22 protein-coding genes and 1 pseudogene are annotated in these 24767 nt (G+C 69.8%); 14 read left to right on the forward strand and 9 right to left on the reverse strand.

Annotated elements, in window-relative coordinates; translation table 11 throughout:
- Nucleotides 1-73 precede the first annotated feature (73 nt).
- The 5 genes from ACIBSW_RS24870 (at nucleotide 74) to ACIBSW_RS24890 (ending at nucleotide 4246) form a co-directional block, all read left to right on the forward strand.
- Nucleotides 74-763, forward strand: coding sequence for a GGDEF domain-containing protein (locus tag ACIBSW_RS24870; RefSeq protein ID WP_354719026.1), 690 nt, complete (start codon nucleotides 74-76; stop codon nucleotides 761-763).
- A 286-nt stretch (nucleotides 764-1049) separates the two neighbouring features.
- Complete coding sequence (locus ACIBSW_RS24875; protein WP_354719028.1) at nucleotides 1050-1475, forward strand: hypothetical protein; 426 nt, start codon at nucleotides 1050-1052, stop codon at nucleotides 1473-1475.
- Nucleotides 1472-2518: a hypothetical protein gene (locus tag ACIBSW_RS24880; protein WP_354719029.1), complete on the forward strand. Its 1047-nt coding sequence runs from the start codon at nucleotides 1472-1474 to the stop codon at nucleotides 2516-2518. The genes ACIBSW_RS24875 and ACIBSW_RS24880 overlap by 4 nt, the downstream gene beginning before the upstream one ends.
- Before the next feature lie 121 nt (nucleotides 2519-2639).
- Nucleotides 2640-3170, forward strand: a complete 531-nt coding sequence (locus tag ACIBSW_RS24885; protein WP_354719031.1) for a hypothetical protein — start codon at nucleotides 2640-2642, stop codon at nucleotides 3168-3170.
- The gene (locus ACIBSW_RS24890; protein WP_354719032.1) at nucleotides 3167-4246 is read left to right on the forward strand and encodes a M23 family metallopeptidase; all 1080 of its coding nucleotides are present in this window, start codon (nucleotides 3167-3169) and stop codon (nucleotides 4244-4246) included. The genes ACIBSW_RS24885 and ACIBSW_RS24890 overlap by 4 nt, the downstream gene beginning before the upstream one ends.
- 176 nt (nucleotides 4247-4422) lie before the next feature.
- Here the strand turns inward: ACIBSW_RS24890 and ACIBSW_RS24895 are convergent, their stop codons facing one another.
- Nucleotides 4423-4815: a hypothetical protein gene (locus ACIBSW_RS24895; protein WP_354719034.1), complete on the reverse strand. Its 393-nt coding sequence runs from the start codon at nucleotides 4813-4815 to the stop codon at nucleotides 4423-4425.
- A 398-nt stretch (nucleotides 4816-5213) separates the two neighbouring features.
- Between ACIBSW_RS24895 and ACIBSW_RS24900 the strand changes: the two genes are divergently transcribed.
- The 6 genes from ACIBSW_RS24900 (at nucleotide 5214) to ACIBSW_RS24925 (ending at nucleotide 13346) form a co-directional block, all read left to right on the forward strand.
- Entirely contained in the window at nucleotides 5214-7145 is a 1932-nt protein-coding gene (locus ACIBSW_RS24900; RefSeq protein WP_354719036.1) for a hypothetical protein, read from the forward strand.
- Between the two features lie 317 nt (nucleotides 7146-7462).
- Nucleotides 7463-9091, forward strand: coding sequence for a hypothetical protein (locus ACIBSW_RS24905; protein ID WP_354719037.1), 1629 nt, complete (start codon nucleotides 7463-7465; stop codon nucleotides 9089-9091).
- Nucleotides 9055-9912: a hypothetical protein gene (locus tag ACIBSW_RS24910; RefSeq protein WP_354719039.1), complete on the forward strand. Its 858-nt coding sequence runs from the start codon at nucleotides 9055-9057 to the stop codon at nucleotides 9910-9912. The genes ACIBSW_RS24905 and ACIBSW_RS24910 overlap by 37 nt, the downstream gene beginning before the upstream one ends.
- A gap of 131 nt (nucleotides 9913-10043) precedes the next feature.
- Complete coding sequence (locus ACIBSW_RS24915) at nucleotides 10044-10367, forward strand: hypothetical protein (protein WP_354719041.1); 324 nt, start codon at nucleotides 10044-10046, stop codon at nucleotides 10365-10367.
- A gap of 247 nt (nucleotides 10368-10614) precedes the next feature.
- Nucleotides 10615-11724, forward strand: coding sequence for an AAA family ATPase (locus ACIBSW_RS24920; RefSeq protein ID WP_354719042.1), 1110 nt, complete (start codon nucleotides 10615-10617; stop codon nucleotides 11722-11724).
- Nucleotides 11725-11744: 20 nt separating this feature from the next.
- Nucleotides 11745-13346 carry a VWA domain-containing protein gene (locus ACIBSW_RS24925; protein ID WP_354719044.1) on the forward strand — a complete coding sequence of 534 codons (1602 nt, stop codon included), beginning with the start codon at nucleotides 11745-11747 and terminating at the stop codon, nucleotides 13344-13346.
- Here the strand turns inward: ACIBSW_RS24925 and ACIBSW_RS24930 are convergent.
- The 5 genes and pseudogenes from ACIBSW_RS24930 to ACIBSW_RS24950 form a co-directional block, all read right to left on the reverse strand.
- Nucleotides 13347-13583, reverse strand: a pseudogene (locus tag ACIBSW_RS24930) (SLC13 family permease); the annotation flags it as partial.
- 93 nt (nucleotides 13584-13676) lie between these two features.
- Nucleotides 13677-15920, reverse strand: a complete 2244-nt coding sequence (locus ACIBSW_RS24935) for a LuxR C-terminal-related transcriptional regulator (RefSeq protein WP_354719046.1) — start codon at nucleotides 15918-15920, stop codon at nucleotides 13677-13679.
- A gap of 482 nt (nucleotides 15921-16402) precedes the next feature.
- On the reverse strand, nucleotides 16403-16966 hold the full coding sequence (locus ACIBSW_RS24940; RefSeq protein ID WP_354719048.1) for a GerMN domain-containing protein: 564 nt from the start codon (nucleotides 16964-16966) through the stop codon (nucleotides 16403-16405).
- Entirely contained in the window at nucleotides 16963-18315 is a 1353-nt protein-coding gene (locus ACIBSW_RS24945; protein WP_354719050.1) for a HAMP domain-containing sensor histidine kinase, read from the reverse strand. The genes ACIBSW_RS24940 and ACIBSW_RS24945 overlap by 4 nt, the downstream gene beginning before the upstream one ends.
- Entirely contained in the window at nucleotides 18312-18989 is a 678-nt protein-coding gene (locus ACIBSW_RS24950) for a response regulator transcription factor (protein ID WP_354719051.1), read from the reverse strand. The genes ACIBSW_RS24945 and ACIBSW_RS24950 overlap by 4 nt, the downstream gene beginning before the upstream one ends.
- Nucleotides 18990-19141: 152 nt before the next feature.
- Between ACIBSW_RS24950 and ACIBSW_RS24955 the strand changes: the two genes are divergently transcribed.
- Both ACIBSW_RS24955 and ACIBSW_RS24960 read left to right on the forward strand, forming a co-directional pair.
- Nucleotides 19142-19462, forward strand: a complete 321-nt coding sequence (locus tag ACIBSW_RS24955; protein WP_354719053.1) for an STAS domain-containing protein — start codon at nucleotides 19142-19144, stop codon at nucleotides 19460-19462.
- Nucleotides 19463-19517: 55 nt separating this feature from the next.
- Entirely contained in the window at nucleotides 19518-20156 is a 639-nt protein-coding gene (locus ACIBSW_RS24960) for an STAS domain-containing protein (RefSeq protein ID WP_354719055.1), read from the forward strand.
- A gap of 357 nt (nucleotides 20157-20513) precedes the next feature.
- Here the strand turns inward: ACIBSW_RS24960 and ACIBSW_RS24965 are convergent, their stop codons facing one another.
- Nucleotides 20514-20846: a hypothetical protein gene (locus ACIBSW_RS24965; RefSeq protein WP_354719056.1), complete on the reverse strand. Its 333-nt coding sequence runs from the start codon at nucleotides 20844-20846 to the stop codon at nucleotides 20514-20516.
- 1172 nt (nucleotides 20847-22018) lie between these two features.
- On the opposite strand from ACIBSW_RS24965, the gene ACIBSW_RS24970 reads away from it, so the two are divergent.
- Nucleotides 22019-22735, forward strand: coding sequence for a haloacid dehalogenase-like hydrolase (locus ACIBSW_RS24970; protein ID WP_354719058.1), 717 nt, complete (start codon nucleotides 22019-22021; stop codon nucleotides 22733-22735).
- A 140-nt stretch (nucleotides 22736-22875) separates the two neighbouring features.
- Here the strand turns inward: ACIBSW_RS24970 and ACIBSW_RS24975 are convergent, their stop codons facing one another.
- Entirely contained in the window at nucleotides 22876-24162 is a 1287-nt protein-coding gene (locus ACIBSW_RS24975) for an ArsB/NhaD family transporter (protein ID WP_354719060.1), read from the reverse strand.
- A 2-nt stretch (nucleotides 24163-24164) separates the two neighbouring features.
- Nucleotides 24165-24683, reverse strand: coding sequence for a CBS domain-containing protein (locus tag ACIBSW_RS24980; RefSeq protein WP_354719062.1), 519 nt, complete (start codon nucleotides 24681-24683; stop codon nucleotides 24165-24167).
- Between the last annotated feature and the right edge of the window lie 84 nt (nucleotides 24684-24767).

Below are 24767 nucleotides of genomic sequence, written 5' to 3' on the forward strand. Positions count from 1 at the left end.
GCCCGGGACGGGCGGCAAGTCGTGGAGGACCCCACCCGCCCCGGTGCTCCTTGCTGCTTAAGGAGCGAACCAATTGTCTCCCATCTGGACGTTGATCCTCACTGCCCTCGGCGGCATTCTGGGCGGCCTGGCTATGGCTGCCATACCGCTGTGTTGGTTCTATGAGCAACTCAAGCGCGCAAGCTGGCACGCCGCGGCAGCCGAGAAGATCGCCGGCATCGCAGCCGACCAAGCCCGCCGCGACGACACCACCGGCCTGCCCAACCGGCGTGCCTTCCTCGAACAGCTCCAGCGGGCTCTCGCTGTCGGTGACCCGATCGGGGTCGTCATGATCGACCTCGACGACTTCAAAACCGTCAACGACACGTTCAGCCATGAGGCCGGCAACGATCTGCTCACCGGCGTCGGTCTGCGCCTTGCCGGACTACCGGCACCGGTCCGGCTCGCTGCCCGGCTCTCCGGCGACGAGTTCGTGCTCCTGGTGGCCGGCGACACCGAACAGACCCGGGCCAGTGCTCGCGCCGCCTGGCGGGCGATCATCAGCCAGCCGATCCCAGTAGCGCAGGGCACCGACTGGAAGGTGCGCGCCAGCGTCGGCTACGCCACCGACGGCACCTCGGCCCGCGACCTGCTGACGCGCGCCGACGCGGCCATGTACCAGGCCAAAGCCGCCGGCGGTGGCGTCTGCGACAGCACCGCCGTCACCGCGCCACCGGCGCTGCCGGCACGCATCCGCTGCCGCGACGCGCACCGCCACAGCTGAGCAGAGAACCCGGCCGCGCGGCAGTCCGAAGAACTCGCGTGCCCCTAGCAACGCGAGTTCCTTCGGACCCCTTGCGGTGAACGCCAGGAGCCTCCAGCCGAAGGGCCAGCCTCGTGGCATGGGCGCACAGGCCCAGATCGTCGCATGACTTGACCTTCGACAACCCGCACGCCTCCATCGGACATGGTCGCTGCCCGGTGCCGCCTGAACAGGAGAAACACCTTCCGGAAGGCGGGGTTGGAGGGCGGCCGTCGCATGCATGCGCCTGCCGACGGAGGTCACCGCCATGGCATCACCCGCCCCGCCCGATCACCAAGGGCAGCCATCCATCGCCCGCCTGCCGGCACCGGACGACGTCACGGACCCGCTGCTGTGGACCTGCGCCGCCGACGTCGCCGCCGCTCACCGCCAGGGCCCCGACGGAACCTGCACCAACCTGCAATGCCGGGGCCAGCGCGCCCCGTGTGCCGCCGCCTGCGCCGCCTACCGAGCCGCCCAGCTCGCCCGCGCCGACCCCGGCACGGCCCCGGTCCACCAGCCGCCACCGGCGCGCGGGCGCGCGACCGTCCCCACCGGGCCGAGCGGATTCGCGGCCCTGGTACCCGCCCCCGCGACGCCGCGGGCGCGGCCCGCACCAAAGAGCGTCTTCGCCAGTTTCCGGCGGCCGGGCGTCCGGGCCGCCGACCCCGACATCCCGGAGGTCCGCCCATGAACTTCCTGCCCAACGCCACCCTCGCCGAATACGCCCGTGCCGCCGTCGACCTGCGCCTGCGGATGGGCGAATACCACGCCAGCCGACTGTCGCACCACTGGCTGGCTGCGTTCCTCGAGCACCGGACCCGCGACTACCAGCCCGGCCAAGCCGCCGACCCGCAGGCGCCCGACCGGGTCTTCGACGCGGCCCGGCAGATGACCAGCCTGCCGTGGCAGGTCGGCGAACCCTACGTGCTCGCCCCCGCGATGACCGCGATCGTCGCCGCCGCTGCCGACGCGCTCGACCTGACCGACGAGGTGCTGCCCGAGGACATCGCCCCGGACAACGGTGGCGTGCTGTTCCTGCCCGAACCGATCTACCAGCGCGGCGCCAACGGCGCGGTCACCTCCCTCGGCGCGATCACCTGGGCCCACACGGTCAACACCGTCACCGGGGGACGCAGTTGGTTCATCGCCGGCTGGGCCGACCACCACGACCCCCTCGACCCGGCCGCCACCCGCCGCCGTCAGAGCCTTAAGGAACGGCCTGACGTGGCCCGGCAGATGCCCCCGTACGTGCTGGTCACACTCGCCGAACTGCCGATCGGCCGGCCTATCGAGCCGTACCCGCGCCTACTGGTCATGGACGACGAGGAACACGACTGGGAACCCGCCCCCGACGGCCGGTACTGCCTCAGCGACACCGGCAAGACCATCGGGGCGTGCGCCGCCGTCGCGTACGCCTTCTGGCGCATCCAAGCCCAGCCCCTCGCCAGCGTCGCCGCCGCCCCGATCGACCGGCCCGCCCGCCGCCGCGCCATGCGCGCCGGCATCAAGCACGACACCCGCGTGGTCATGCTGCGCCGCAGCAGCCCTCTAACCGAACCCGGCGACGGCAACCCCAAGTGGCACTACCGGGTCCGGTTCATGGTCAAAGGCCACTGGCGGCGGCTGATCGACCCCAACGGCCGGCCCTACCGGATCTGGATCCACGCGCACATCAAGGGTCCTGACGGCGCGCCGCTGCTGCACGGCGAGAAGGTCGCCGTCCTCGCCCGCTGAACCCCAACCCAGCACTGTCACGGCCACGCCTGACCACCAAGGCAGGCGTGGCCCGTCCGTTTCAGACCTCGCGGACCCCGCCCGGCCCGAGCCGAACCGACAGAACACGGAGACAACCAGCATGAGCACCCGCTCCTACATCGGCACCCGCGACCCCGAGCAGCCCGGCATGGTTTACCTGCGCTACGTCCACACCGACGGCCACCCCGGCTGGACACTCCCGGCGGTCCGACAGACCTGGGCCACCACCGCGCAGCGAGACACCCGCCTCCTGATCACCCTGCTGCTCGAGCACGACTGGGACCACCTGAACATCGCCGCCAGCGAGACCGACGATCCGCCGTTCATCGGTGAGCTGCCGGTCCCCGAAGTTGGCATGACGATCGCCGCCGCCGACTTCACCACCGGCCGGCTACTGCCGCCGACGCCGGTCACGGTCGTCGCCCAATGGATCTACCTGCTCGACCCGATCGCGGACACGATCGCCGTGCACATCAGCGGCGGCCCGCTGGCCGGCGCCCAGCCGCTCGCGTTGGGACCGGCCACTTTGTGGGCCGGCCCGCATGCGGATCGGCCACGAGGTGGCACCCACTCCGCCGCGCACCAGCCCGATGCCGTCCCGGCCTGCGAAGCGGGAGGTGAGCGACCATGACCACACGAGTGCTCACCGCGGTCGCCGCCCTCGTCGCGGTGATCCTGCTGGCCTGCTCCGGGCTGACCCAGCTGTTCGGCGGCGCCGCCGCAGCCGGCGCCTGCAGCATCACCGCCGCCGACCCGTCACCGGCCTCCGCCAGCGCGACCACCAGGCCGAGCCAGCCGACTCCGCTCGGGCCGATCGGATCGTGGAACACCGAGCAGGTCGGCAACGCCGCCATCATCATGGCCGTCGGCGCCCGCCTCGGGATCCCGGTCCGCGGGCAGGTCATCGCCGTGGCCACCGCCATACAGGAGTCCTCCCTGATCAACCTGGCCGGCGGGGACCGCGACTCGATCGGCCTGTTCCAACAACGGCCCAGCCAAGGCTGGGGGACACCGGCGCAACTGCACGATCCCGAGTACGCGGCGACGAAGTTCTACACCAAACTGCAGTCGATCACCGGATGGCAGACGATGCCCTTGACCATGGCAGCCCAGGCGGTGCAAGTCAGCGCCTACCCGGATGCGTATGCGAAGTGGGAGCCGGACGCGACCCGCCTTGTCGCCGCGCTCACCGGCGTCGACCGGTCCGGGCTCGGCTGCGCGGTGGCCGTCTCCGCTTCCGGCTGGACCAACCCGGCTCCCGGCGCCGAGGTCGGTTCCGGATTCCGGACGGCGGACCGCCCTGGTCACGACGGCGTCGACCTCATCGCAGGCAAACGCACCCCGATCCACGCCGCCGCGGCGGGAACGGTCAGCCGGATGCGTTGCAACGCTGTTGACAAACGCACCGGCGGTGACTGGGGCTGCGACCGCGACGGGAATCCCGACCTGACCTCCGGATGCGGCTGGTACGTCGACATCGACCATGCCGGCGGGATCGTCACCCGCTACTGCCACCAACTCGTCCGGCCCTACGTGCAGGTCGGCCAACACATCAATGCCGGGGACGTCATCGGCCTGTCGGGCAGCAGCGGCCACTCCAGCGGACCCCACCTGCACTACGAGGTCCACCTCAACGGCGATCACCGTGCCGGCTCAGCGGTCGACCCGGTCGTCTTCATGCGATCTGTCGGGGCTCCGCTCGGCTGAATGGTTGCCCTGACGGCCCCACGCCCCTGGGCGACACGAGCCGGTGACCGGCCTGGACCGGGCGCGTTAGGCGACCATTCCCGCTGCCCCTCTCGGCAGGCTCAACGAACGTTGGGCACGCCCGGATGACAGCCCTTTGAGACTCGCCGAGCTGCGGTGCAAGAAAGCAAGCCCGCTCAGTCTCCGTACCAGTGAAGCGCCAGGTCGGGCTCGCTACGCCACCGCGCCACCAACGCCCGTAGCGACGCGACCAGCTCACGCGCCACGTCGTTACCTGCCGCCGCCTCCAGGTGATCGACTTCGGCAACAAGCTGCGGCAGGTCCTCACGGCCGAGCACGCCATCGGACCACGGGTCGAGCTGACCCAAGATCACAAGCCGGTTTCCGCCAGCCGCACTCACCAACCGCAGCAGCTCGTCCACAGACACGTCGAGCAGCAAGCCGCGCTCCTCCGTCGTGGTCCACTCCTCGGCGTCAGCTTGGCGGCGCTCACGCCGCTGTGCCCGGGTAGCTCGACGCAGGCTCTTCGGACGCGGCATCGGATGGCGCAGCACCAACAGCAAACCCACACCGGTGACGCTACGGCATCGACGGATATCGCCGACCGCGCTCACAGCAACAGCGCCACGCCTCCACGACCACCGACGCGGACACGTCGTTCGCCACCCATGCGGGCCGCCCACCGCGAAAGGCCGCAGCCGGCCCGGCGGGGCAGCGGCAAACCCTTGGGCATAGCCGATGTGCCGCACCACCGCGATCCCAGCCTCGACATCCGCTGATCCGCGACCAGTTCCGGTCGCGGATCTTCCCATTCCTGGAAGGAATCATCGTGCCCGACAACAACAGCGCCGCCCGCGCCTCAACCACCAGGGTGGGCCCGGCCCACAACAGGGACACAGCTGACACCGACAGCTTGGCCTACCCCATCTCTCCGGAGTACGTGAAGTCGTGGACGCCCGTGCGCGCGGTGTCAGAACTGATTGCGAACGCGCTCGACGAAGACTCCCAGGCGCGGGTCGGGTGGGCCGATGGGGTCCTGACCATCGCCGACGACGGCCCGGGCATCCCCGAGGAGGGCCTCATCCTGGGGGTCTCCACCAAGACCGGTACGCAGATCGGGCAGTTCGGTGAGGGCAAAAAACTCGCCTGCCTCGTGCTGGCCCGCAGCGCGGAGATCGGCAGAGTGCGCTGCGAGACGGTCGGGTACGGTTTCGTGCCCACAGTCGAGCGTCGAAAGCTGCTCGGTGGTCTGATCCCATCGCGCTCGGAGCAGGGCAGCGAAGTCCTCGTCTACCGCTTCCACCCCAATACCCGTACCGGCGGCACGGTCTTCACCGTCGAATGCCCCCGCGACCTGGCGGAGGAGGCAATCGGACGCTTCCGCGCCCTGGCCGAGCCCGGCTACCGGCCGCCGACCGCACCCGGGGAGTGCGTGCGCGACGGCGAATCCGGCCGGGTGTGGATCGGCGGAGTCCTGGTCACCCGCATGCCCGGCTTCCTCGCCTCCTACGACCTGTCGCTGAACCACAAGGCGCTGCAGAACCGGGACCGGACCGTCGTCGAGGCCGGCGCCCTGCGCACGGCGGTCCGCGACATCCTCGCCGCCAGCGACGACCCGCAGATCATCGACCTGTTCGCCCGGCACGTGCTGGGCGGCGGGAAACTGCGGGAACAGGAACAGTTCTTCGACGTGGTGCAACTGCCCCGCCCCCGGGCCGGGTGGCGTTCCTGGGGCCGCACCCACCTCCCCGACCAGGCCTACTACACCATGCCCGGTGGCGAAGAAGCAGCACTCGACCTGAAGGACAACGGCTACACCGAGCTGGCCACCGCCGGGCTGAACGGGCACCAGCAGACGGCCGTCATGCACCTGCTGGGCGTGGAACCGGCCAAAGCGAGCCAGACGCGGCACTACACCCGCACCCGCAACAAGACCCGATGGGTCAAGCAGCAGGCGCTCACCAGCGCGGAACGCACCCTGCTCGACGACTGCTGCCTGCTGGTGCGTCGCGCGATCGGCCCGTTCGCCCTCAACGAGGTGAAGGTGTACGACCAGAGCGACGAGTCACCGTGCGCCGACGGCTTCTACAGCCCGCAGACCGGAGACGTGGCCATCCACCGCGACGTGCTCACCGACCGGCACCGGACACTGCTGGTGCTGCTGCACGAGGCCGCGCACCGGGTCGCGCACCGCGGCGGCGGCCACTGGTCATCGATCCCCGACTACTACGACCGCAGCCGCGGCTTCGAGACGATGCTCAGCGACTTCGGCGCCCGGCTGCTCGGGCTGCTGGCCGACGGCACCGGGCTACCGCAGCTCGACCCGATCGCCGAGGCGCCCACCGATCGAGGCCGGAACTGGCGGGCCGACGATCCGGGCGTCCCCGCCGTGCGCCGCGAGCTGGCCCACCTGCTGCTCGACCAGCTCCCGCACGCACTCACCGCCGGCGGCTTCCGCACCGTGAAAGAGCTGGTGGATTCCACCGCGGTATTTGCGGGCTACTGGCGCACCCTGACCAGGCCGCGCCCTATCGGCTACCGCACGGCCCGCGGCGACCAGGCCGGCGACTACGACAAGGTGGCCCTGCTCGCCGAGGCCACCGGCCTGCACCCGCCGGTGGTATGGATCGCCTACCAGCTGTGCGAAGGCCCGATCCGCGGCCGCCAGCGCCAGTATTGGGGCCGGCCCGGACCATGGGCGGCAAGGATGCGCGAAGCCGTGAATCAGGCGTGCTCCGACCTCAACAAGCTCGGCGGCCTATATGCCGAGCAGGTTCCTGCGCTGCAGGCACTCGCTGACGGGACGACCCCTGCCCCGTTCGACGACGAGAGCTGGCACACCCCCGCCCGCACGCTCGTGGCCGTCGAACGCCGCCGACTCGGCCTCGCCACCTCCTGACCCTGCTCGAGCCAACGGCATAGCCGGCCGCACAGACATCGGCGCCGCAGCTGCCGCTAATCCTCGGCTGCCGCGCGGCGTCAGGCCCGGCGGACCACCCGTTTCCGCCTGTCCCTCACCGGCCTGCCGGCCACCCGCCCTGCATCCCAGCAGGCACCGCGCACCGCGCCGGCCGGCCAAGGCCCGGGATCAGCCCACCGCCCGCCTGACCACCCTGCGCGCGCGAACTGGTCAACCTCGCGCAACACCACACCGGGGCGCCTTGCAAGCAAGGGCGCCCCCAACCCTCAAGCACCACTAGACAGATCGGAGAAGAAGTGAACCCTCTTGTCCCTGGACAGCGCGTCCTGCAGTTCCATCACGGCGATGCCGACAACCCGATTCAGCCCGGCACCGAAGGCAGCATCCGCAGCTGCGACCCGACCACGGCGTCCGTCGTCATCGACTGGGACAACGGCATCCAGCAATCGGTCGAGTACAGCGCGCCGTTCATCCCGCTGACCAGCACCTGGGTACCCGCCGCCGGCACCGGTCTCAGCTGGGAGCAAGCCCTGGGGGCGGTCCGTGCCGCCGGCGTGGCGGCTGGAACGACCGCTGCCGAGTGGTGGTGCCAGGACACCATCGGCGGGAGGGCTACCGGCGACGTTAAACCCCGTGTCCGCAAGATCCTGCAAGCCATCGACGATGACGACCCGGAGCTGATCGACGGGCTGCCCCTCTATGACACCGGCAACGCGTCGCGGTTCGTGGAACCGCCGTGCGACACCGACCTCATCGTCATGAGGGCCGGCCCGCACGCCGACGTGCTGGTGACCGTCCCCACCGACGACTGGGCGCAGGCCGTCTCCACCTACCGAGACGGCTTCCACGAGGCGCTGCTCGACCACATCGCGCAGCAGTGCCGGATGCTGATCAGCCCGACCGGCGACGGCCGGGACCTGTCCCACCTGCACCCCGACACGATCAGCATCGGCCGGGCCGGGGTGTTCGCCGGTGACTGGACGTGGCAGGAGGACGACGGTCCCGGGCACTACCGGATCGCTTACGCCGGCACGCTGGTCGACCGGTGGAACGGTTGGGCGGTGTTCTCCTGCACCCGGCAGGTCGCCGAAGCGATCGTCGCCGACCAGGAACGCGAACGCGACCGGTACCGCACCGAACTGGCCGGCAAGGACATGTCCGGCGACGACCTCGGCCACGCCGTCGACGACGCCTACTGCCACCTGTACTTCGACGGCGACGTCATCGTGGCCGACCAGCGGCGGCAGTACGACGATCCGCAGGCCATCGAGCGCATCGCCGCGGACGCCGACGGCCGGTACGTGGTGATGGGCTGGAACTGGACCTGGGAAGCCGTCGATCCGATGGACTGCGGCCAGGTCATCGGTGAGCTTCCCGCTGCGGGCAGCGAGCAGGAGTACGTGCCGCTGCGCCATACCCCGGGGATGCGGGTGCCCCACGATCGGTGGCAGCTCACCGATATCGCTTGGCACGCCACCGGCAACCGCGTCATGGGGCTCACCGCCACGCTCACCCTCGACGGCATGGTCGTCGGCGCCCTCGGCAACGACAGCGCCGAGACCGAGACCCACCTGATCGATCAGGGAGTACCGCCCGGCTGGGATGCCTACGTAGCCGGCAGCAGGGACCTCGGCCAGCCGGTCACCGCCCAGCGGTTGCTGGACGCCCTGGTCACTGAGACCGCCGTGGGCGAGGCGTTCACCCGGATTGCCGATGCCGACGCCGTCCTGATCCGGCTGATCGACGACACGGGTCGCACCCTGGCGATCCGGCCGGTCATCCCCGCTCCGCGCGGCTGGGACGCGCTGCGTGCGCTCGGCGAATCCGTCGCCGGCGCCGACAACGACACCGGCGTCGCGACCAGCTGGGAGTTCTGGACGGGCCGCTCGTGGCGGACCCTGCCCGGCTCCACCACGCCGGCCTGACCGATCCGCACATCGACCCGCCCACGCGCGGGCCACTCGATCCGACCTTCCAGATCCGCGACCGCCGGTCGCGGATCTTCGCGTTTCTCGGAAAGGACGATCCGTTGCTCGACATCGACGACTGGCCGCTGCCGCGGTCGCTCACCATCGATCAGACCGTGCATGACCTCACCGAACACGCCGGCTACTTCATCGCCGAGGACGAATTCGACGGGATTCTCGCCGAGCTGCCTCAGGTGATCCTGGCCTGGCTGGCGGCGGCCGGTCGCTACAGCACCGCCGACTACCAGCTGCGACTGCTGGAGCGGCCCATCGACTGGATGCGTCGCGAGCTGGCACCGACCAGTGACCAGGACACCGAGCAGCTTCTCGGGTACACCGCGAACCTGCACCAGCTGCTGGACCACCACCGCAGGCTCCGCGAGGCCCGCGCCACCGCGCACGGCGAATTCCTGCAAGCCTGCAAGCGGCTGAAAAGCGGCCTGCTCGTACCCGCCGACCGGCAATGGCGCGACGTCCGGCTTGTCGGCCACGGCCTCACCGAGGCGTGCACCGTCGCCGTGCCGGCCGACGTCGCGCCGTGGCCGCTCGTCAAAGCCGACCAGCGGCTGATCAACCAACTCGCTGAGCTCCGCATCCGACCCGCACCGGGCGTGCCGGCCCTGCGACGAACCCAGGTCGGTATCGCCCGCCTCGACCACGACGGCACCAGCCGGTGGCTGCTGCCCGACCCGGACCACCGGTACTGGCTGCACAACTTCGCCTGGAGCGCACCGGACACCCCGCACACACCCGACCAGGAAAGGACAGCAGGCCAATGATCTACCAGGCCGGCCAACGGATCCGACCTGGAATTCACCGGAGATCCGCGCACCCACCTACGGCCCGACCCGGACCGCTGCGTCACCGCACGCCAGGCCGCCCAGCATGATCGCGGCGCCGGGAGGACGACGTGAGCGATCCCGCTGGCCTGCCTGTCGGTGATCCGGCGACGATGCGGACCCGCCGGCTGTCGCGGATGTGCGACACCTGCATCTTCCACCCGGACAACCGCATGCACCTGGCCAAGGGGCGGCTGCGTGAGCTCGTCGAACAGGCGCGGGAGGCGCAGAGCTACATCGTGTGCCACAGCACCCTGCCCGGCATGGCGCCCGACGGGGTCCAGCCCGCGGTGTGCCGTGGCTTCTTCGACCGGTACTCCACCCAGGCGCTGCAGCTGATCGGTCGGCTCTTCGGGTTCGACGACGTCGACCCGCCGCCCAAGCCTCAGCCCTGACCCCGGGCTGCGCGTCATCGGTGACGCGCCAGCGACCCCCTGGCCGGCCCCGCCGTAGGCGACGTGCCGGCTATCGAAATCTGCCTTCCGTTCTCGAAGGCACTGCCACGGGTGTGGCCTCCTCAGAGCCGGCGATCCGTCGTGATCGTGGCACCAGGGCAGCCCTGCCCGTCTCCGTTGTGCGGCCCACAGGCCTGCGCACCCGGAGACGGGTGTGCAGGCCTGTCCTGTTGCGAAAGGCCTACCCATGACAACACCCACCCCGGACGCCGGCGCTGCCAGCAGCGGCGCCCCCGGATACCTGTACCGCAAAGTCGCCCTCTACCTACGCGACCACCCCGACGAGATCCTCAAGGTCGGCGAGATCACCAAGGCCATCGGCGCCCCGTCGACCGGCGCGGTGTTCGAGGTCGGCAAGAAGATGGCAGCCGCCGGGCACGCCACCCACCACACCAGACCGCACCGGTTCCAGATCACCCAGGCCGGCATCGACGCCGCCGGCAGCATGCCGCCGCCCACCGGCGGCGGCCGCGGTGGCGGGACCCGGAACCGGTCCGGTCGCCCCGTCCCGGTGATGCGGCCCGGCGGGCAGGAGTACTTCCCGCGCCGGCTCGCCGGCGGCTGGGACATCGAGGTCCTGCGCAAACTGCGCCAAGAGAAGGTTCCGGTCCTGCTGTACGGGCCGCCCGGCACCGGCAAGACCGCCATGCTCGAAGCCGCATTTCCGGACCTGCTCACGGTGGCGGGCACCGGTGACACGATCGTCGACGACTTCCTCGGCGCCTACGTCCCGATGCCCGGCGGAGGCTACGACTACAAGTACGGGCCACTGCCCGTCTCGATGACCGAGGGCCGGGCCCTGCTCGTCGACGACGCCACCCTCATCCCGCCCCGGGTCCTCGCCGTGCTGTACCCGGTGATGGACGGCCGCGGCAAGATCACCGTCACCACCCCGAAAGGCGTCGAGACCATCGAGGCCGGCGACGGCTTCTACATATGCGGCGGCCACAACCCCGGCGTCCACGGCGCGATCCTGACCGAGGCCCTGGCCTCCCGCTTCACCGTGCAGATCGAGGTCACCACCGACTGGGACCTGGCCCGCGACCTCAAGGTCCCCCGCGCCGTCGTGGACGCGGCGATCGACCTCAACATCGAACTCGCCGCAGGCCGGACCGGCTGGGCGCCGCAGCTACGCGAGCTGCTCGGCTTCGTCAAGGTCAAAGACACCCTCGGCATGAACGCCGCCCTGTCGAACCTCGCCGGCATCGCCCCCGACGACGCCCGCCCCGAGGTGACAGCCGCGCTGTCCAAACACACCGGCAAACCGATCACCCCGCTCGCCCTCGGAAAACGCTGACCCAGTAAGGAGGCACCGCGATGTCATATCCGAACACCCACCGCCCGCCGACCCCGAGCGTCCCGGCCGCCCCGGACCCGGACTGGAAGCCCTGGTCTGCGGCCTGGACCAAGCACATTCCGGTCCTGACCGGCCGCACCGATCTGTCCGTGCACGTCGCCCCCGGCGCCGGCGGCGGCGCCCCAGAATGCTTCTACCCGGATCTACGGCGCATCGAAGTCGACGCCCGCTACATCGCCGACACACCGGATGTCACCGACCCGCGTAAAGCCGGACACAAGAAGGTCGTCCCCGTCGGTTACGGGCTGCTCGTGCATGGCGCCGCGCACGCCGCCCACAGCCTGTGGAGAGCCCCAGACGGCACGCTGCCGACCCTCGCCGAGGTCGCCGAGCTCCTGGAGGAGTCCCGTGCCGAAGGCCGGCAGCGAGGCCGCCGCCGCGCGGACCGCCGCTGGCTCCGCCAAATGATCAACATCGTGGTGCATCCCGGCGCCGCCCCGATAGACGACCCGTGGCACGCCGGCGTCCTCGCAGCCCTGCTCCTCGCCCGGGTCGACGCCCGCATCCTGACCAGCAAAGACGTGCGTTCCATCCGGGCCGCCGTCACCACGGTCATCGGCCGGCCCCGGCTGCGGCAGCTGCGCGAGATCTGGAAACAGGCACACACAGTCGACGACACCGACGCCGCGACCATGATCGACCTGGCGCGTCGGTGGTGCACGGTTCTGGGGATCGACCCGAGACGGCAGTGGCAGGTGCCCGTCGCGGACGCCGGGGTGTTCCCCGGCCGCCTCGACCAGGCGCTGACCGACTTCCTCGGCATCATGGCCGGGCTCGCCCCCGCCGACTACCGGGCACAGATCCTTGCCCACCGGCACAGCCCGCCCAGCCAGTGGCCGCGCACCGACCCGACCGCCGAACAGCAGGCCGCCGCCCGGCGCCTCGCCGAACGCCTCCAACAGGCCCGCACCCACAACCCCGAGAACGTGCGGCGCGGTGCCGTGCTGCCGCCCGGCAGGCTACGGACCCGGCACGCGATCGCCGCCGACGCCCAGGCCGCCGCAGGCCAGACACCCACGGCGCAGCCGTGGCAGCACCGCGCACAGCAGCCGCCACCGAAACCGATCCTGCACCTCGCGGTCCTGGTGGACCTGTCCGGCTCCATGTCCTCCTACGCGGCCGAACTGTCGTCCGCGGCGTGGATCTTCGCGCACGCCGCCCGCCGCGGCGAAGCCGTCACCACCACGATCGGCTTCGCCTCCAGCACGACCCTGCTCGTGCCGCCCCACAGTCGGCCCCGGCAGGTGCTGCACATGCAGATCGGCGGCGGCACCCACACGTTCTGCGACGCGGTGAAACTCGCCGACCAGCTCCTCGACCTGCGCCAAGGGTGCACCCTGCGCCTGTGCGCGGTAGTCTCCGACGGCGCCCTCGCCGACAAACCCGCCGCGCAGAAACTCATCACCACCCTCCACAAGTCCGGCTGTGCCGTGCTGTGGTTGCACCCGGACGGCCACGCCTGGCACACCTTCAGCGACACCACCACGATCACCGTCGCCGACCCCGTCGACGCGGCCACCCGCATCGCCGACGCCGCCGTCACCGCCCTCGAAAGCGCCTGATCACCGGGCCGCGTGCACCGGCCGCTCCGCAGGCGCGGGCTTACCCACTTCCTGCGGGAGCGCCACGTCATGTGCGCCATCACCCGGCAGCTGCCGCTCCACCGCCCAGGTGACCAGTGCGCTGATCACACCGGTCTCTACCACCGAGCCGACCATGACGAACAGACCCATGAAGAACACCAGCGTCGGCCATTCCACGTCGCCCGGCCGCTGAAGGTGATCGAGTACGCGTTCAGTGCCGGTTCCAGCGCACTGGCCGTTCGGCCAGGCCGGCTTCCTTCCGCTGTTTGCCGTATGGGCTCCGGTCGAATTCCTTGCGCGTCCGGCCCGCTACCCCTCGAGCAGACCCTGCAGGCGGGCGCGTTGGACGGCCTCGGTGCGTGACGAGGCCCCGAGCTTGCGGTAGATCGACCTCGTGTGCGCCTTGATGGTGTTCACCGAGACGAACATCTGCGCGCCGATCTCCGAGAGCGAGAGGTGCGTCGCGAGCAGGGGCAGCACGCGCAGCTCGGCGCCGGTGAGGGCGGAGGCGCTCAACAGCGCCGGCGACCGGTCAGCCGACAGCCTCGCCCGCAGCTGGTCGGCCTCCTCGGCCAGGACGCCCAGGTGGGGCCGCTGCCGGAGTACGTCGTCGATCTCCGACATCACGGCCCTGGCCGCCGCCGTGTCCGCGAGCGCGATGTGGATACGAACGAGTTGGAGGCGGACGTGCGTGGCGTAGCAGGCAAACGCGTAGGTGAGGATCGGTCGCAGGCGTTGCGTCTCGGCGAGCGCCCGGCGGGTGGCGTCCGTGTCGCCCCGGTGCAGCGCGAGACGGGCCTGTGTGGTCCAGAGCATGATCTCCTCGAGCCCGGGTTGCTGGACCTGGGCCGCCGCCACCGCTTGATCGGCCAGCGACTGCGCAAGGTCCCAGTCCCCGCGGTCCATGGCGAGCATCGATCGCGAGTAGAGGGCGCCGTGCAGGACCTCCAGGGCCTTTGTCTGCTCCGCGACGGCGATCGCTTCTCGGAAATACGCGTCGGCGCCGCCGGAATCGCCGGCCATGACGCACGCCAACCCGTGGTAGGTGGCCGGGGTCGGCGACACGATTCCGGCGAGCGCGTACTTGTGTGCCGCTTCCTCAAGATCCGCCCGCAACTGCTCGACCCCGCCACGGCAGTGGACGGCTCGTAGCGTGGCCGCGTACGCCTCGGTGGCGGGATCGCCTGGCCAGCCGGGCTGCTCGTACTGCCAATGGTCGATCAGACTCGCCCACCGCTCGGCTTCCGCCGGCCGCCCGGTGGCACCGTGCAGGAAGCCCGCCATGACGGCGATCATCGGGTGCTTCTCGATCGCGCCACGCCGCTCCAGCCAGGCGAGCCAGCGAACCAGGGTCTCGAGGCGGCCCCGCCAGTAGACCGGCAGCCACAGCTGCTCGACGAGGCGGGCCACGGTCTCGGCGTCCCCGGCCATCATCGAGTACTCGAGCGCCTCCTCCGGCTGCTGGTGATCGAGGCACCATCCGGCGGCACGGCGCTGGATGGCAGGCAGCAGTTCGGGGTCGTCGCGTTCCAACTCGGAGCGCAGCATGTCGCGAAACAGATGGTGGTACCGGTACCACCGGCCACGGCGATCCATCGGCACCAGGAGCACGTTCGAACGTGCCAGTTCGGCCAGCGTCCGGGCGGCGCCGTCCACGCCGAGGACCGCCTCGCACAGCGGGCCGGACATTCGTTCCAGCACCGCCGCTCTGGTCAGGAACTCTCGTTGCCGGTGGGAGATACGGTCCAGGAACTCCGACTCGATGTACTGGCTCACCACCAGGTCGTCACCGCCGAACGAGGCCACCGCCCGGTCGAACGAGCCGCCTTCGCGCAGGCACAACGCGGCGAGGTACAGGCCGACCGGCCATCCTTCCGTACGGTCGTAGAGCGCGACCACCTCGTCGGACTGCAACGTCGTGCCCGCCTCACGCAGCAGCGAGCCGGCCTCCTCGACCGTGAACGACAGCTCGGGGATGCCGATCTCCAGGACCCGGCCCTCCACCCGCAACCGAGCGATCCGCAGCGGCGGCGAAGTCCGGCCGGCCAGGACCAGGCGCGAGCCGCCCGGCACGTTCTCCGCCAGCACCGAGAGCGCGTCCCGGCAGGTCCGGTCATCAAGCAGATGCACGTCGTCCAGGACGAGCACCACCGGTCTGCTCATCGACGCGAAGGCCGATGCCAGCCGCGGGACCACGGAGCCGGGGATCGAGCTGGTCGGCGAGGCGAGCGCGTCGAACACCCGCGAGCCCAGCGGCTCGACGGCATTCAGCGCTTCCGCGATGTACCTCAGCAGCACCTTGGGATCGTTGTCCGCCTCGTCGATCGACACCCACGCGAACACCTGATCCTCGCGCTCTGCCCATTGCGACAGCAGCGTCGTCTTGCCGTAGCCCGCAGGCGCCACGACCGAGACGATCCGGCGGGAATCGGTATCGACGAGCCGCTCCAGCAACGCCCGGCGGCGGACGGTACCCGCCCGCACCAGCGGAGAGAGCAGTTTCGACGCCGTCAGGTCGCTCAACCCGCGCGTCAGATCCGCCGAGGCCGACACCGCCGCCTCCCCGTCATCGTCACCCCTGTTGCCGCCGATCGGTCCGGCACCCCATCAAGCACCGCCCCGCAAAGTGCTGTCAAGACTCGTGAACAGGCCGACCGTCCACTTCGAAGAGTCGACCCACCTAGATGATCATGATAAGGGACGACAACGGGGAGCGAGATCGGCGGCGAGCCACACATGCGCCAAGCATGATCCACAAGCCGCACCATCATCAGGGCCACATGACCCTGGCGCAGACGTACCCAGCCATCCGTGAACCACAGCTGAACCGGCAGCTCAGAGATAGGATCAGGAACCTTCGTCGACCCCGACCTCACGTGTCCGGCCCTGGCCGTCAGCTTTCAGCGCCTCCTGGTGACCGCAAGTGCCGCCCAACCGGAGCCGTGCGAGCGTCACCACCGAAAGTGCGACAGAGCCGCGCTAACGGTGTTTCCGGCTTCGTCGGTGGGAGATGTCGGCGTGAATCTGGCGAGCGGTCAGGGGTCGAGCAGGCTGGCGTAGTCGGCGATTGTCAGGGGTTGGGTGGACAGTGAGCCGTCGCCACGGGGCACGCCGAGCGGGCGGCCGGCGCTGGTGAAGGAGACGGTGCCGACGTCGGCTCCCTGGCTGGTCAGGGTGCAGACGATCTGGCCGTAGGCGAGGATCTCGTCGCTGCGTGCGGCCTGATCCGGTGGTTCGTTGATGGCGACGGTGGCCCGTCGCTGGTTGACTGTCATGCCGTTGATCCGCATGGTGCTCAGTGCGCTGGACAGGCCGTCCTGCTGCTCGGCGGTGGTGGGGCCGGCGAGCAGGTCGGTGAGCATTTGTTGGGGGGTCGGCGGGGCCGGTACGCGCCGCAGGGTCCGCGCCAGGCTGCCGTCGCGGATGAGGTAGAGCCGTTCGATGGCGGTGCCGAAGCCGTCGGGGGCCGGGGTGTTGGAGCCTGATGCGGGGCGTGGGCGGTCGAGGTCGCGTGGTGTCTGGTCCGCGGGTACGCCGCACGCGCCGGCCGACAGGCAGACCGCCACGAGGGCGAGCAGGCTGCGGCTGGTGCGGGTCACGGCGCGCATCCTGGCAGCTCGATCCTGAACCGGGCGCCGCCGCCGGGGCGGTCCAGTGCGGTCGCGGTGCCGCCGTGCGCTGACGTGTGCCGGGCGACGATCGCCAGGCCCAGCCCGGTGCCGTCGTTGTCGCCGCGGGTGCCGGCGGCGCGGCCGCGGACGAACCGGTCGAAGATCACGGCCTTGTCATCCGGGCCGATGCCGGGTCCCTCGTCGTCGACCTCGATGCACCCGTTCTGCTCGTGCAGGCTCAGCCGGACCGCGGTCGGGCCGCCGCCGTAGGCGCTCGCGTTGTCGAGGAGGTTGCCGAGCAATTGACGGATCCGGCGCCGGTCGACGCACCACACCGGGGTGCCTTCGGCCGACACGATGCTGTCGGCGACGCCTCGTTCCCGGCAGACTGCGCGGGCCAGTTCGTGGATGTCGACGGGTGTCCGGTCGGGGTCCTGGTCGGCGCGGGCCAGGGTGAGCAGATCGTCGACGAGGCGTTGGAACCGGGTGACCTCGTCGGCGACCAACCCGGCGGCGGTGGCGGAGCGCTCGTCGAGGGCGTCCCGGCGGCGAGTGAGCACGCTGGCCGCGGCGGCGAGGGTCTGCAGTGGTGAGCGCAGTTCGTGGCTGACGTCGGCGGCGAAGCGCCGGTCGCGTTCGAGGCGCGCGGACAGTTGCTCGACCATGTGGTTGAAGGATGTGGTGAGGCGGGCCAGGTCGGGTTCCTGCGCCGGGTCGAGGCGGGCGTCGGAGGCTCCGCTGGCGATCTCCTGTGCGGCCTGGGCCACGCGGACCAGGGGCCGCAGGACGTAGCGGCTGGCGTACCAGCCCAGGCCTGCCCCGGCCAGTGCGGTGCCGACCGCGACCGCGGTGAGCACGATCGTGAGCAGCTGCAGTGTGTGGTCGAGCTCCCGCAGCGAGTCGACCTCGTAGAAGACGGTGTCGTCCGCAATGGGCAGGGCGATCACGAGGGTGGGGGTGCCGTCCGCGACGACACGCTGCGTCGCCGGGACGCCGGCGCGGGCCCGCTGTTGCAGGGCCGCCGGGATCGCGCCGGTGAGTCCGGTGTCGGCGCTGCGTGCGTACCAGGTGTCGCCGCGCTGCAGCAGCGCCCGGCGGTCCTCGCCGGTGTCGAGCGAGCGCAGCACGGCGACGATGTCGGGCCACACGACGCTGGTGATGCCGGCGCGCACGACGGCCGCGTCGTAGTAGGCCGCACTGACCGCGGTGCTCTCCCGCTCGGCGAGCAGGGAGTGCCGGGTGATCTGGTAGGAGACGAACGCCATGGTCGCCGACAACGCGAGCGCGCCGGCGGCGAACCCGGCGACGACCCGTGTGCGGAGCCCGGCGCGGATCATCGTTGCAGCTTGTATCCGAGGCCGCGGACCGTGACCAGGTGCCGGGGCGCCCCCGAGTCGTCCTCGATCTTGTGGCGCAGCCGGCCGACGTGCACGTCGACGAGGCGTTCGTCGCCGACGTCGTATCCCCACACCCGTTGCAGCAGCTGTTGGCGCGACAGTACCCGGCCGGGATGGTCGGCGAGTTCGCACAGCAACTGGAACTCGGTGCGGGTCACGGCGACGGGCTCGCCCCGCAGGCGTACCTCGCCGGCGGCCGGCACGATCTCGAGGTCGCCGAAACGCGCTACCGGGATCGCGTCCGGCCCGGCCGTGCGCGCGCGGCGGCGCAACGCCCGCAACCGCGCGGCGAGTTCCGGTACGGCCACGGGCTTGACCAGGTAGTCGTCGGCGCCGGCCTCCAGCGCCGCGACGATGTCGTGGGTGTCCTCGCGGGCGCTGATCACCACGATGGGCACGTCATCGTCGCGTCGCAGCTGCCGGATGCACTCGAAGCCGTCGATGCCCGGCAGCATCAGGTCGACGAGCACGGTGTCGGCGGGGCTGCGGTGCTGCGCGAGGAGGCCCTCCTCGGCGGTGGGCGCACCGGTCACCGTGTAGCCCTCGTCCTCCAAGGCCAGGACGAGCGAGAGTCGGATCCGGTCGTCGTCTTCGATCACCAGTACCGCGGACACGCTCACATCATCTCCGTCGCGGCACACCGACGGCGAATCCTCGGGGCGGATCAGCACGGACTGTCACGAGACTGTCATATAGCCGCGGAGCCGTCGCCATGCCGAACGGCCACGCTGTGATCACCAGGGCCGAGTCCAGCAGGGGGTCAGCGATGTCGGAGCCGATCCCGGAGGCGGTCGTCGTGGTGACCGAGGCGTTCGAAGGGGTCAACGTCGACAGGTGGGCACGGCTGATCGCCGAGACGGCGGCGCTCACCCCGCGCCGGCTGATCGTGGACCTGCACGCCAGCCCCGTGGTGGACGCCGCCGCGATCGCGATCCTGCTGCATGCGCATCGCGCGCTGATGCACGCGGGCGGCCGGTTGACCTTGCGCGGACCCGCGAGCCGGGTCCAGCGGATCCTGCAGCTGGCGCGACTGGATCAGGTGTTCGACGTCGAGGACGCAGAGCCCGTCGAGGCTGTGGACGTGTGAACGAGTCGGGGGCTGCCAGCAGGCGACCGGCGCGGGGCAGGGGTGAGGATCGACCATGACGGCGGTTCCTGGTACGTACAGCTCAGGAGTACAGCTGATCTGCGACGGATGCGGTGAGGTCGCGACGACCGATGGTGGGGGACTGCACGACGCCGACGTGGTGTACGTCGCGGTCACCGGGATCGGATGGACAGGCTCGGCATTCGCGCGAGGACCGCACCGCTGCCCACGCTGCAGCATCGCCGTGCCGGCGGCGCGGCGCGGCACGACCCGGCCCGCCGCCTGCGCCGGGCCGTTCGGCCGGGTCACGATGCGGACCACGGCGACCGTGGCCGTGGTACACATCGCCGGCGATATCGACGCCGGCCTCGCCGGCGAACTGGGGTCCGTACTGCAAACGGCTGCGGCGTCACGGCCGTACGTCATCGCCGATCTCACCGATGCCGGCACCATCGACCCGCTCGGCCTCGGCACCCTGGTCCGCGCCCGCCACGCCGCGCGTCGCCACCACGGCGAACTCCTGCTCGCCGCACCGTCCCGGTTCATCCAGACCGTCCTGCGCACCATGCGCCTGCACACGGCCTTCCGCACATTCGCCACGCTCGGCCAAGCGGTCACGGTAGTCGACAGCACCGCCGATCCGGGCGTGGATCCGCACGGGGTCCGACCGCTGAACAGCCGAACGGAACCGTGACGTGGACACACCACGAAGGGCCTCCTGTGTCCCGCCGCGACACGTCAGGCTCGCCTGGTGGTTCTTCTCGACCCCCGTTCTGCGCCACATCGCCAAACCCCGCCGGCCGCGATCCAGGCCCACAACGACTCACAGAAGACGTCCCCGCTGACGGGCTGCCCAGGCGCTCAGCCCCTGACAGACAGGGGAGCCAGGGCCGCCCGCTGATCACGCCAACCGCGTTACACCACTATCAGGGACTCCACGGCGGAAGATCGGTTCGGGGCAGATCTGCTCAGCGGCGTGCTAGCTGAGGCCGCGCATACCGTCAGCCTTCACAGCGACCCCACAGGTATGAAACGTCGCAGTGCGGCCAGGTCAGGCTGGTTGAGCGGCACCCCAGTAATGGGCGCGCACATTCTCCGCGTCGCCGTTGGCCAGCGTGTCACCGATCAACGGCGTGTAGTTGGGAGCGGTTTTGATGGTGCGGCTGGTGTGCGGCACCTGCACCGCCGCCTCCCGATCGAGATCGGCGTCCTCCAGGTCGACCAGGTGTGTGAATGTGAAGACGTGACCGTGGGTAACCGCGGCGGCTCCCCACGGGGCATACATGTCAGTGGGGTAGCGGTAGACGGCGGTGATCGTCCCGACCGACCGATCGCCACTGTCACGCAGCTCACGGCCCACAAGGTCATCGGTGGACAAGGACATGACGCACCTCCAGCGTGTGGCGATGGAGCACAATGCCCACCCGGATGCCGTTATGCCGGATCCTTCGTGAGCAGGCACCTGGGCGGCACCTCGTGGATACGATCAGCGGCCGTCAACGGTGGGAGCGCGCCGGCATCGTGCCTGGGTGGGTGACCTGACGTACCGAACCGGTTTCCCGATGCCTCCCCTGGTTCGGCTGTCATGGAAACCCTGGTCACGGGATATGACGCGGGGTCAGCGGCGACATGACAGTTCGATGACAGTCTTGCTGTGGGCCGTCGGCGCCTGACTTGCTCTGGCATCGACCCAGGGCTTCTGTCATACAACTGTCATGCGATCGCGTGCCGGGCGCCATGCCGGACGCAGAACATCGGAGCCCCCACCGGTCGGCGCGGGGGCGTACCGATGCGGGCGCTCTCCGCGCCGACATCGGTGGCCTGCCTCGACATGTCGCAGGCCAGCAATACGCATAACTGAACAGTGCAACGACGCGTGGACGATGGGGCCTCGACACGGTCCTCTACCTGCTGTGGGTGCAAGCGGGCACCGTGAAGGTTATTCATCTCCCCGGAACCGTCGGTCCTGGCGGCTATCCGAATCCCCGGCCGTTCGCAGGGATGGGCAACCCAATCGACCTGATCGGTTCCTCCCGGTTGCAGACAGCATCGAGCAGGGACATTCATCTTGGTACTCGGAGCGTCGCCCGAGCACCACACCGAGCCGCGTTGATCAGAAGATGGTAGGAACGGGTGCTCCGGTAGCGGCAAGTCTCAGTCCAGCGTGCGCTGCCGCCCTCGACCCGGCCCCGGTCACCGTCCGCCAACGTTGACCGGGGCCGACCAATTGAGCAACCGCGCGCAGGTGGACTCATGAGAGTGCGGCCCGGCCCGGTTGTTATCCCGGATGTTTGCGTGGTGCCAACGGCGCTCGAGCAAGTCTGACGTCCGGACGGCAGCTAGCAGGCCGTCCAGGTGTCCTGACCCGAATCGGTCCCAGCGGCCCGAGCCGCCCCGTTCGATCCCGCCGTCTCCGCCTGGCGTGGGCGGGCCATCTCTTTGCGTTCTAATACGCCCGCTGTGCGGGGCGTAGTGCGGAAGGTACGGCAGTGGTGGCCGTGGCTGCGTCCACGAAGGTCTGCGGCGGGCGCGGGCGCACCATGGGATGATTCGTGGGTGAGGACAGAGGGTGTTGGCCTGGTGGTGTGGGATGTTGACGGTACCCTCGTCCCTGCTGACCTGCGTTGGCTGCGCAGGGCCGTCGCCAGGACCTATCGAATCACGGAGTCGGCAGTCGAGTTCCCGGCTGCGAAGGTCCACGGCTATACCGACGAGGCGATCGTGATCGACACCGCAGTCTGTTCAGGGGTGCCGCGCAGTACGGCCGAGACGGGAGTCTCCCGGTTCCACCGCGTCCTCGCGGAGGTCATGAGCGAGGGATGGGACGAGTTGGCACGGGTTCAGCCTGCCTATCCGGGCGCGCGCGAGTCGCTCGAGGCGCTTCATCGTGCCGGTTTCCGACAGACCGTGTTGACGGGCAACCTGCGATCCGCCGCCGACATCAAACTCGCCGCAGCCGGCTTGCGACAGTATCTCGATCTGGAAATCGGCGGTTTCGGCTCCGACGCCCGGGACCGTTTCGCGTTGCCCGCCGTCATCGGGCGGCGTTTCCGAGCCGTCTACGGGCATCCGCTGGAACCAAGCAGCGCTGTGGTGATCGGTGACGCCCCGAACGATGTCGCCTGCGCCCGCCACGCCGGGTTCCATGTTGCGGTGGTCACGCACCGCACTACCTGGGACGAGTTGGCTCAGCACCGGCCCGATGTGATCCTCGAGGATTTGACGCCGAGCAAGGTCATCGCGGCGGTCACCTCCTTGACGGCTACGCCATAGGGTCCGATCGGCGTCGCGCCGCGCGGCGGTCCCCACCGCGGGGAGGCGGGCACTGTGCTGATGACGCCAGCCTCCTTCGGTCAGGACTTCACGCGCTGTGTGGTGCACCCAGTGGTCGGCGGCTATCCGTCCGTGGGCCTTTAGAGAAAGTACCGTAGCCAGACGTTGATCCAGGCCAGCACGGAGCTGAAGAGCGTCACGATGATGCCGTATTTCGTGAACTCCCAGAAAGTGATCTTGTGTTTGGTGCGGGCGGCCATGCCGAGCGCCACCACGTTGGCGCTCGCGGCCACGGCCGTGCCGTTGCCGCCGAAGTCGGCGCCCAACGCGAACGACCACCACAGAGCGCGGCCCGTCTCAGGGTCGGGTGCGGCCGCGGCGACTTCCTCGACGATGGGGGTCATCGTCGCGACGTACGGGATGTTGTCGAAGAACGCTCCCACGACGGCCGAGCCGAATAGCAGCACGGTCGCGGCCAGGAAGTAGTTGCTGCCGAAAGCGTCGACTGCCCAGGTGCCGATGGTCTCGATCACGCCGGTGTGCACGAGTCCGGCCACCATGACGAACAGTCCGCTGAAGAACACCAGCGTCTGCCACTCGACCTCGCGCATCGTCTCGTTGAAGTCGACGCCGGTGACCAGCAGCATCACTCCGGCGCCGAGCAGGGCGATGATCGACGCGTCCAGGTGCAGCACGGCGTGCAGCGAGAAGCCGGTGATGACCAGGGCCATCACTGCCAGGCAGCGGCGCAGCATGGCCGGGTTGGTGATGGCGCGGCGTTCTTTGAGCGCCATCACGGCCTCTACCCGTTCGGGGTTGTACTGGAACGATCTGCGGAACAGGAACCGGGTCATCAGCACGAACACCACGAAGACGACGGTCACGATCGGCGCCATGTGGACGAGGAAGTCGCCGAAGGTGAGGCCGGCGCGGCTGCCGATGATGATGTTCGGCGGGTCGCCGATCAGGGTGGCGGCGCCGCCGATGTTGGAGGCCAGGATCTCGGCGATGATGTACGGCTTGGCGGAGATTCCGAGCCGGTCGCAGACGACGATCGTGACCGGCACGACCAGCATGATGGTGGTGACGTTGTCGAGGAACGGCGATGCGATTGCGGTGATGACCATCAACATCACCATCAGGCGGTACGGCCGTCCGCGTGATTTCTTCGCGGCCCAGATGGCCAGGAAGTCGAAGACGCCGGTCTGCCGGATGATCCCGACGATGATCATCATCCCGAACAGCAGGAAGATGACGTTCCAGTCGATGCCTTCGTGTTCGGAGTAGAAGACCTGGGCGCCCGGGATCAGCTGGAGTACTGCCATGAGGCCGGCCGCTATGAGGACGACCTTGACCTTGTTGACCCGTTCGGATGCGATGAGTGTGAAGGCGACCACGAAGATCGCCAGGGCGAGACCTCCGGGCACGGTCACTCGTCCGGGCCGAATACCGCCAGGCTCGTGATCAGGCGATCCAGGGTGATCGCGCCGAGGAGCTCGCCGGTGGCGTCCACGACGGCGACGAGCGGGCTGCGCTGGCGGGCCATGACGGCGGCTACCTCGAGCAGGGTCGCATCGGCGTGGACCGTCACGGGCCGTGGTGCTGGGCGGGGCACGCAGTCGCCGACGATCCGGTCGCCCAGTTCCGACCAGAACCGGTCCGCGTGGTCCTCATCGATGGTTCGGACCAGGGCTGGATCTTCCTGGTACTCGTTGGGGACGGCGAGGCGTAGCACTTGTGTGCCGGGTAGCACCAGTTTGGGGCGTTTCTGATCGTCTACGACGATGAGTCCGGGCAATCTTCCGACCGCCATCACTTGTACGGCTCTGACCACGGAGTCGTCGACCGTGACGGTCGGGACTTGCACCGTGATGTCGCGAGCTTCCATGAGACCTGCCCATTCGAGGTGGCTGTCCAGCAGTGTGGCCCGTGTGCTTGTCGTGTCCATTCTTGGGTACCCCCTCAGGCGGGTCTGAAGACCAGCTGCCACCAAGTCTGGAGAGGGAAGTGCGTGTTCTCCATCCGTGCCACC

It is taken from the genome of Actinoplanes sp. NPDC049668 (assembly GCF_044465445.1).
In the GTDB taxonomy this organism is placed as follows: Bacteria; Actinomycetota; Actinomycetes; order Mycobacteriales; family Micromonosporaceae; genus Actinoplanes.

Coding starts and splice junctions, on each gene's coding strand:
- ACIBSW_RS24955 (WP_354719053.1), top strand. CDS start 19,142: ATGTCGGAGCCGATCCCGGAGGCGGTCGTCGTGGTGACCGAGGCGTTC.
- ACIBSW_RS24925 (WP_354719044.1), top strand. CDS start 11,745: ATGTCATATCCGAACACCCACCGCCCGCCGACCCCGAGCGTCCCGGCC.
- ACIBSW_RS24890 (WP_354719032.1), top strand. CDS start 3,167: ATGACCACACGAGTGCTCACCGCGGTCGCCGCCCTCGTCGCGGTGATC.
- ACIBSW_RS24945 (WP_354719050.1), bottom strand. CDS start 18,315: ATGATCCGCGCCGGGCTCCGCACACGGGTCGTCGCCGGGTTCGCCGCC.
- ACIBSW_RS24960 (WP_354719055.1), top strand. CDS start 19,518: ATGACGGCGGTTCCTGGTACGTACAGCTCAGGAGTACAGCTGATCTGC.
- ACIBSW_RS24920 (WP_354719042.1), top strand. CDS start 10,615: ATGACAACACCCACCCCGGACGCCGGCGCTGCCAGCAGCGGCGCCCCC.
- ACIBSW_RS24980 (WP_354719062.1), bottom strand. CDS start 24,683: ATGGACACGACAAGCACACGGGCCACACTGCTGGACAGCCACCTCGAA.
- ACIBSW_RS24880 (WP_354719029.1), top strand. CDS start 1,472: ATGAACTTCCTGCCCAACGCCACCCTCGCCGAATACGCCCGTGCCGCC.
- ACIBSW_RS24875 (WP_354719028.1), top strand. CDS start 1,050: ATGGCATCACCCGCCCCGCCCGATCACCAAGGGCAGCCATCCATCGCC.
- ACIBSW_RS24885 (WP_354719031.1), top strand. CDS start 2,640: ATGAGCACCCGCTCCTACATCGGCACCCGCGACCCCGAGCAGCCCGGC.
- ACIBSW_RS24965 (WP_354719056.1), bottom strand. CDS start 20,846: ATGTCCTTGTCCACCGATGACCTTGTGGGCCGTGAGCTGCGTGACAGT.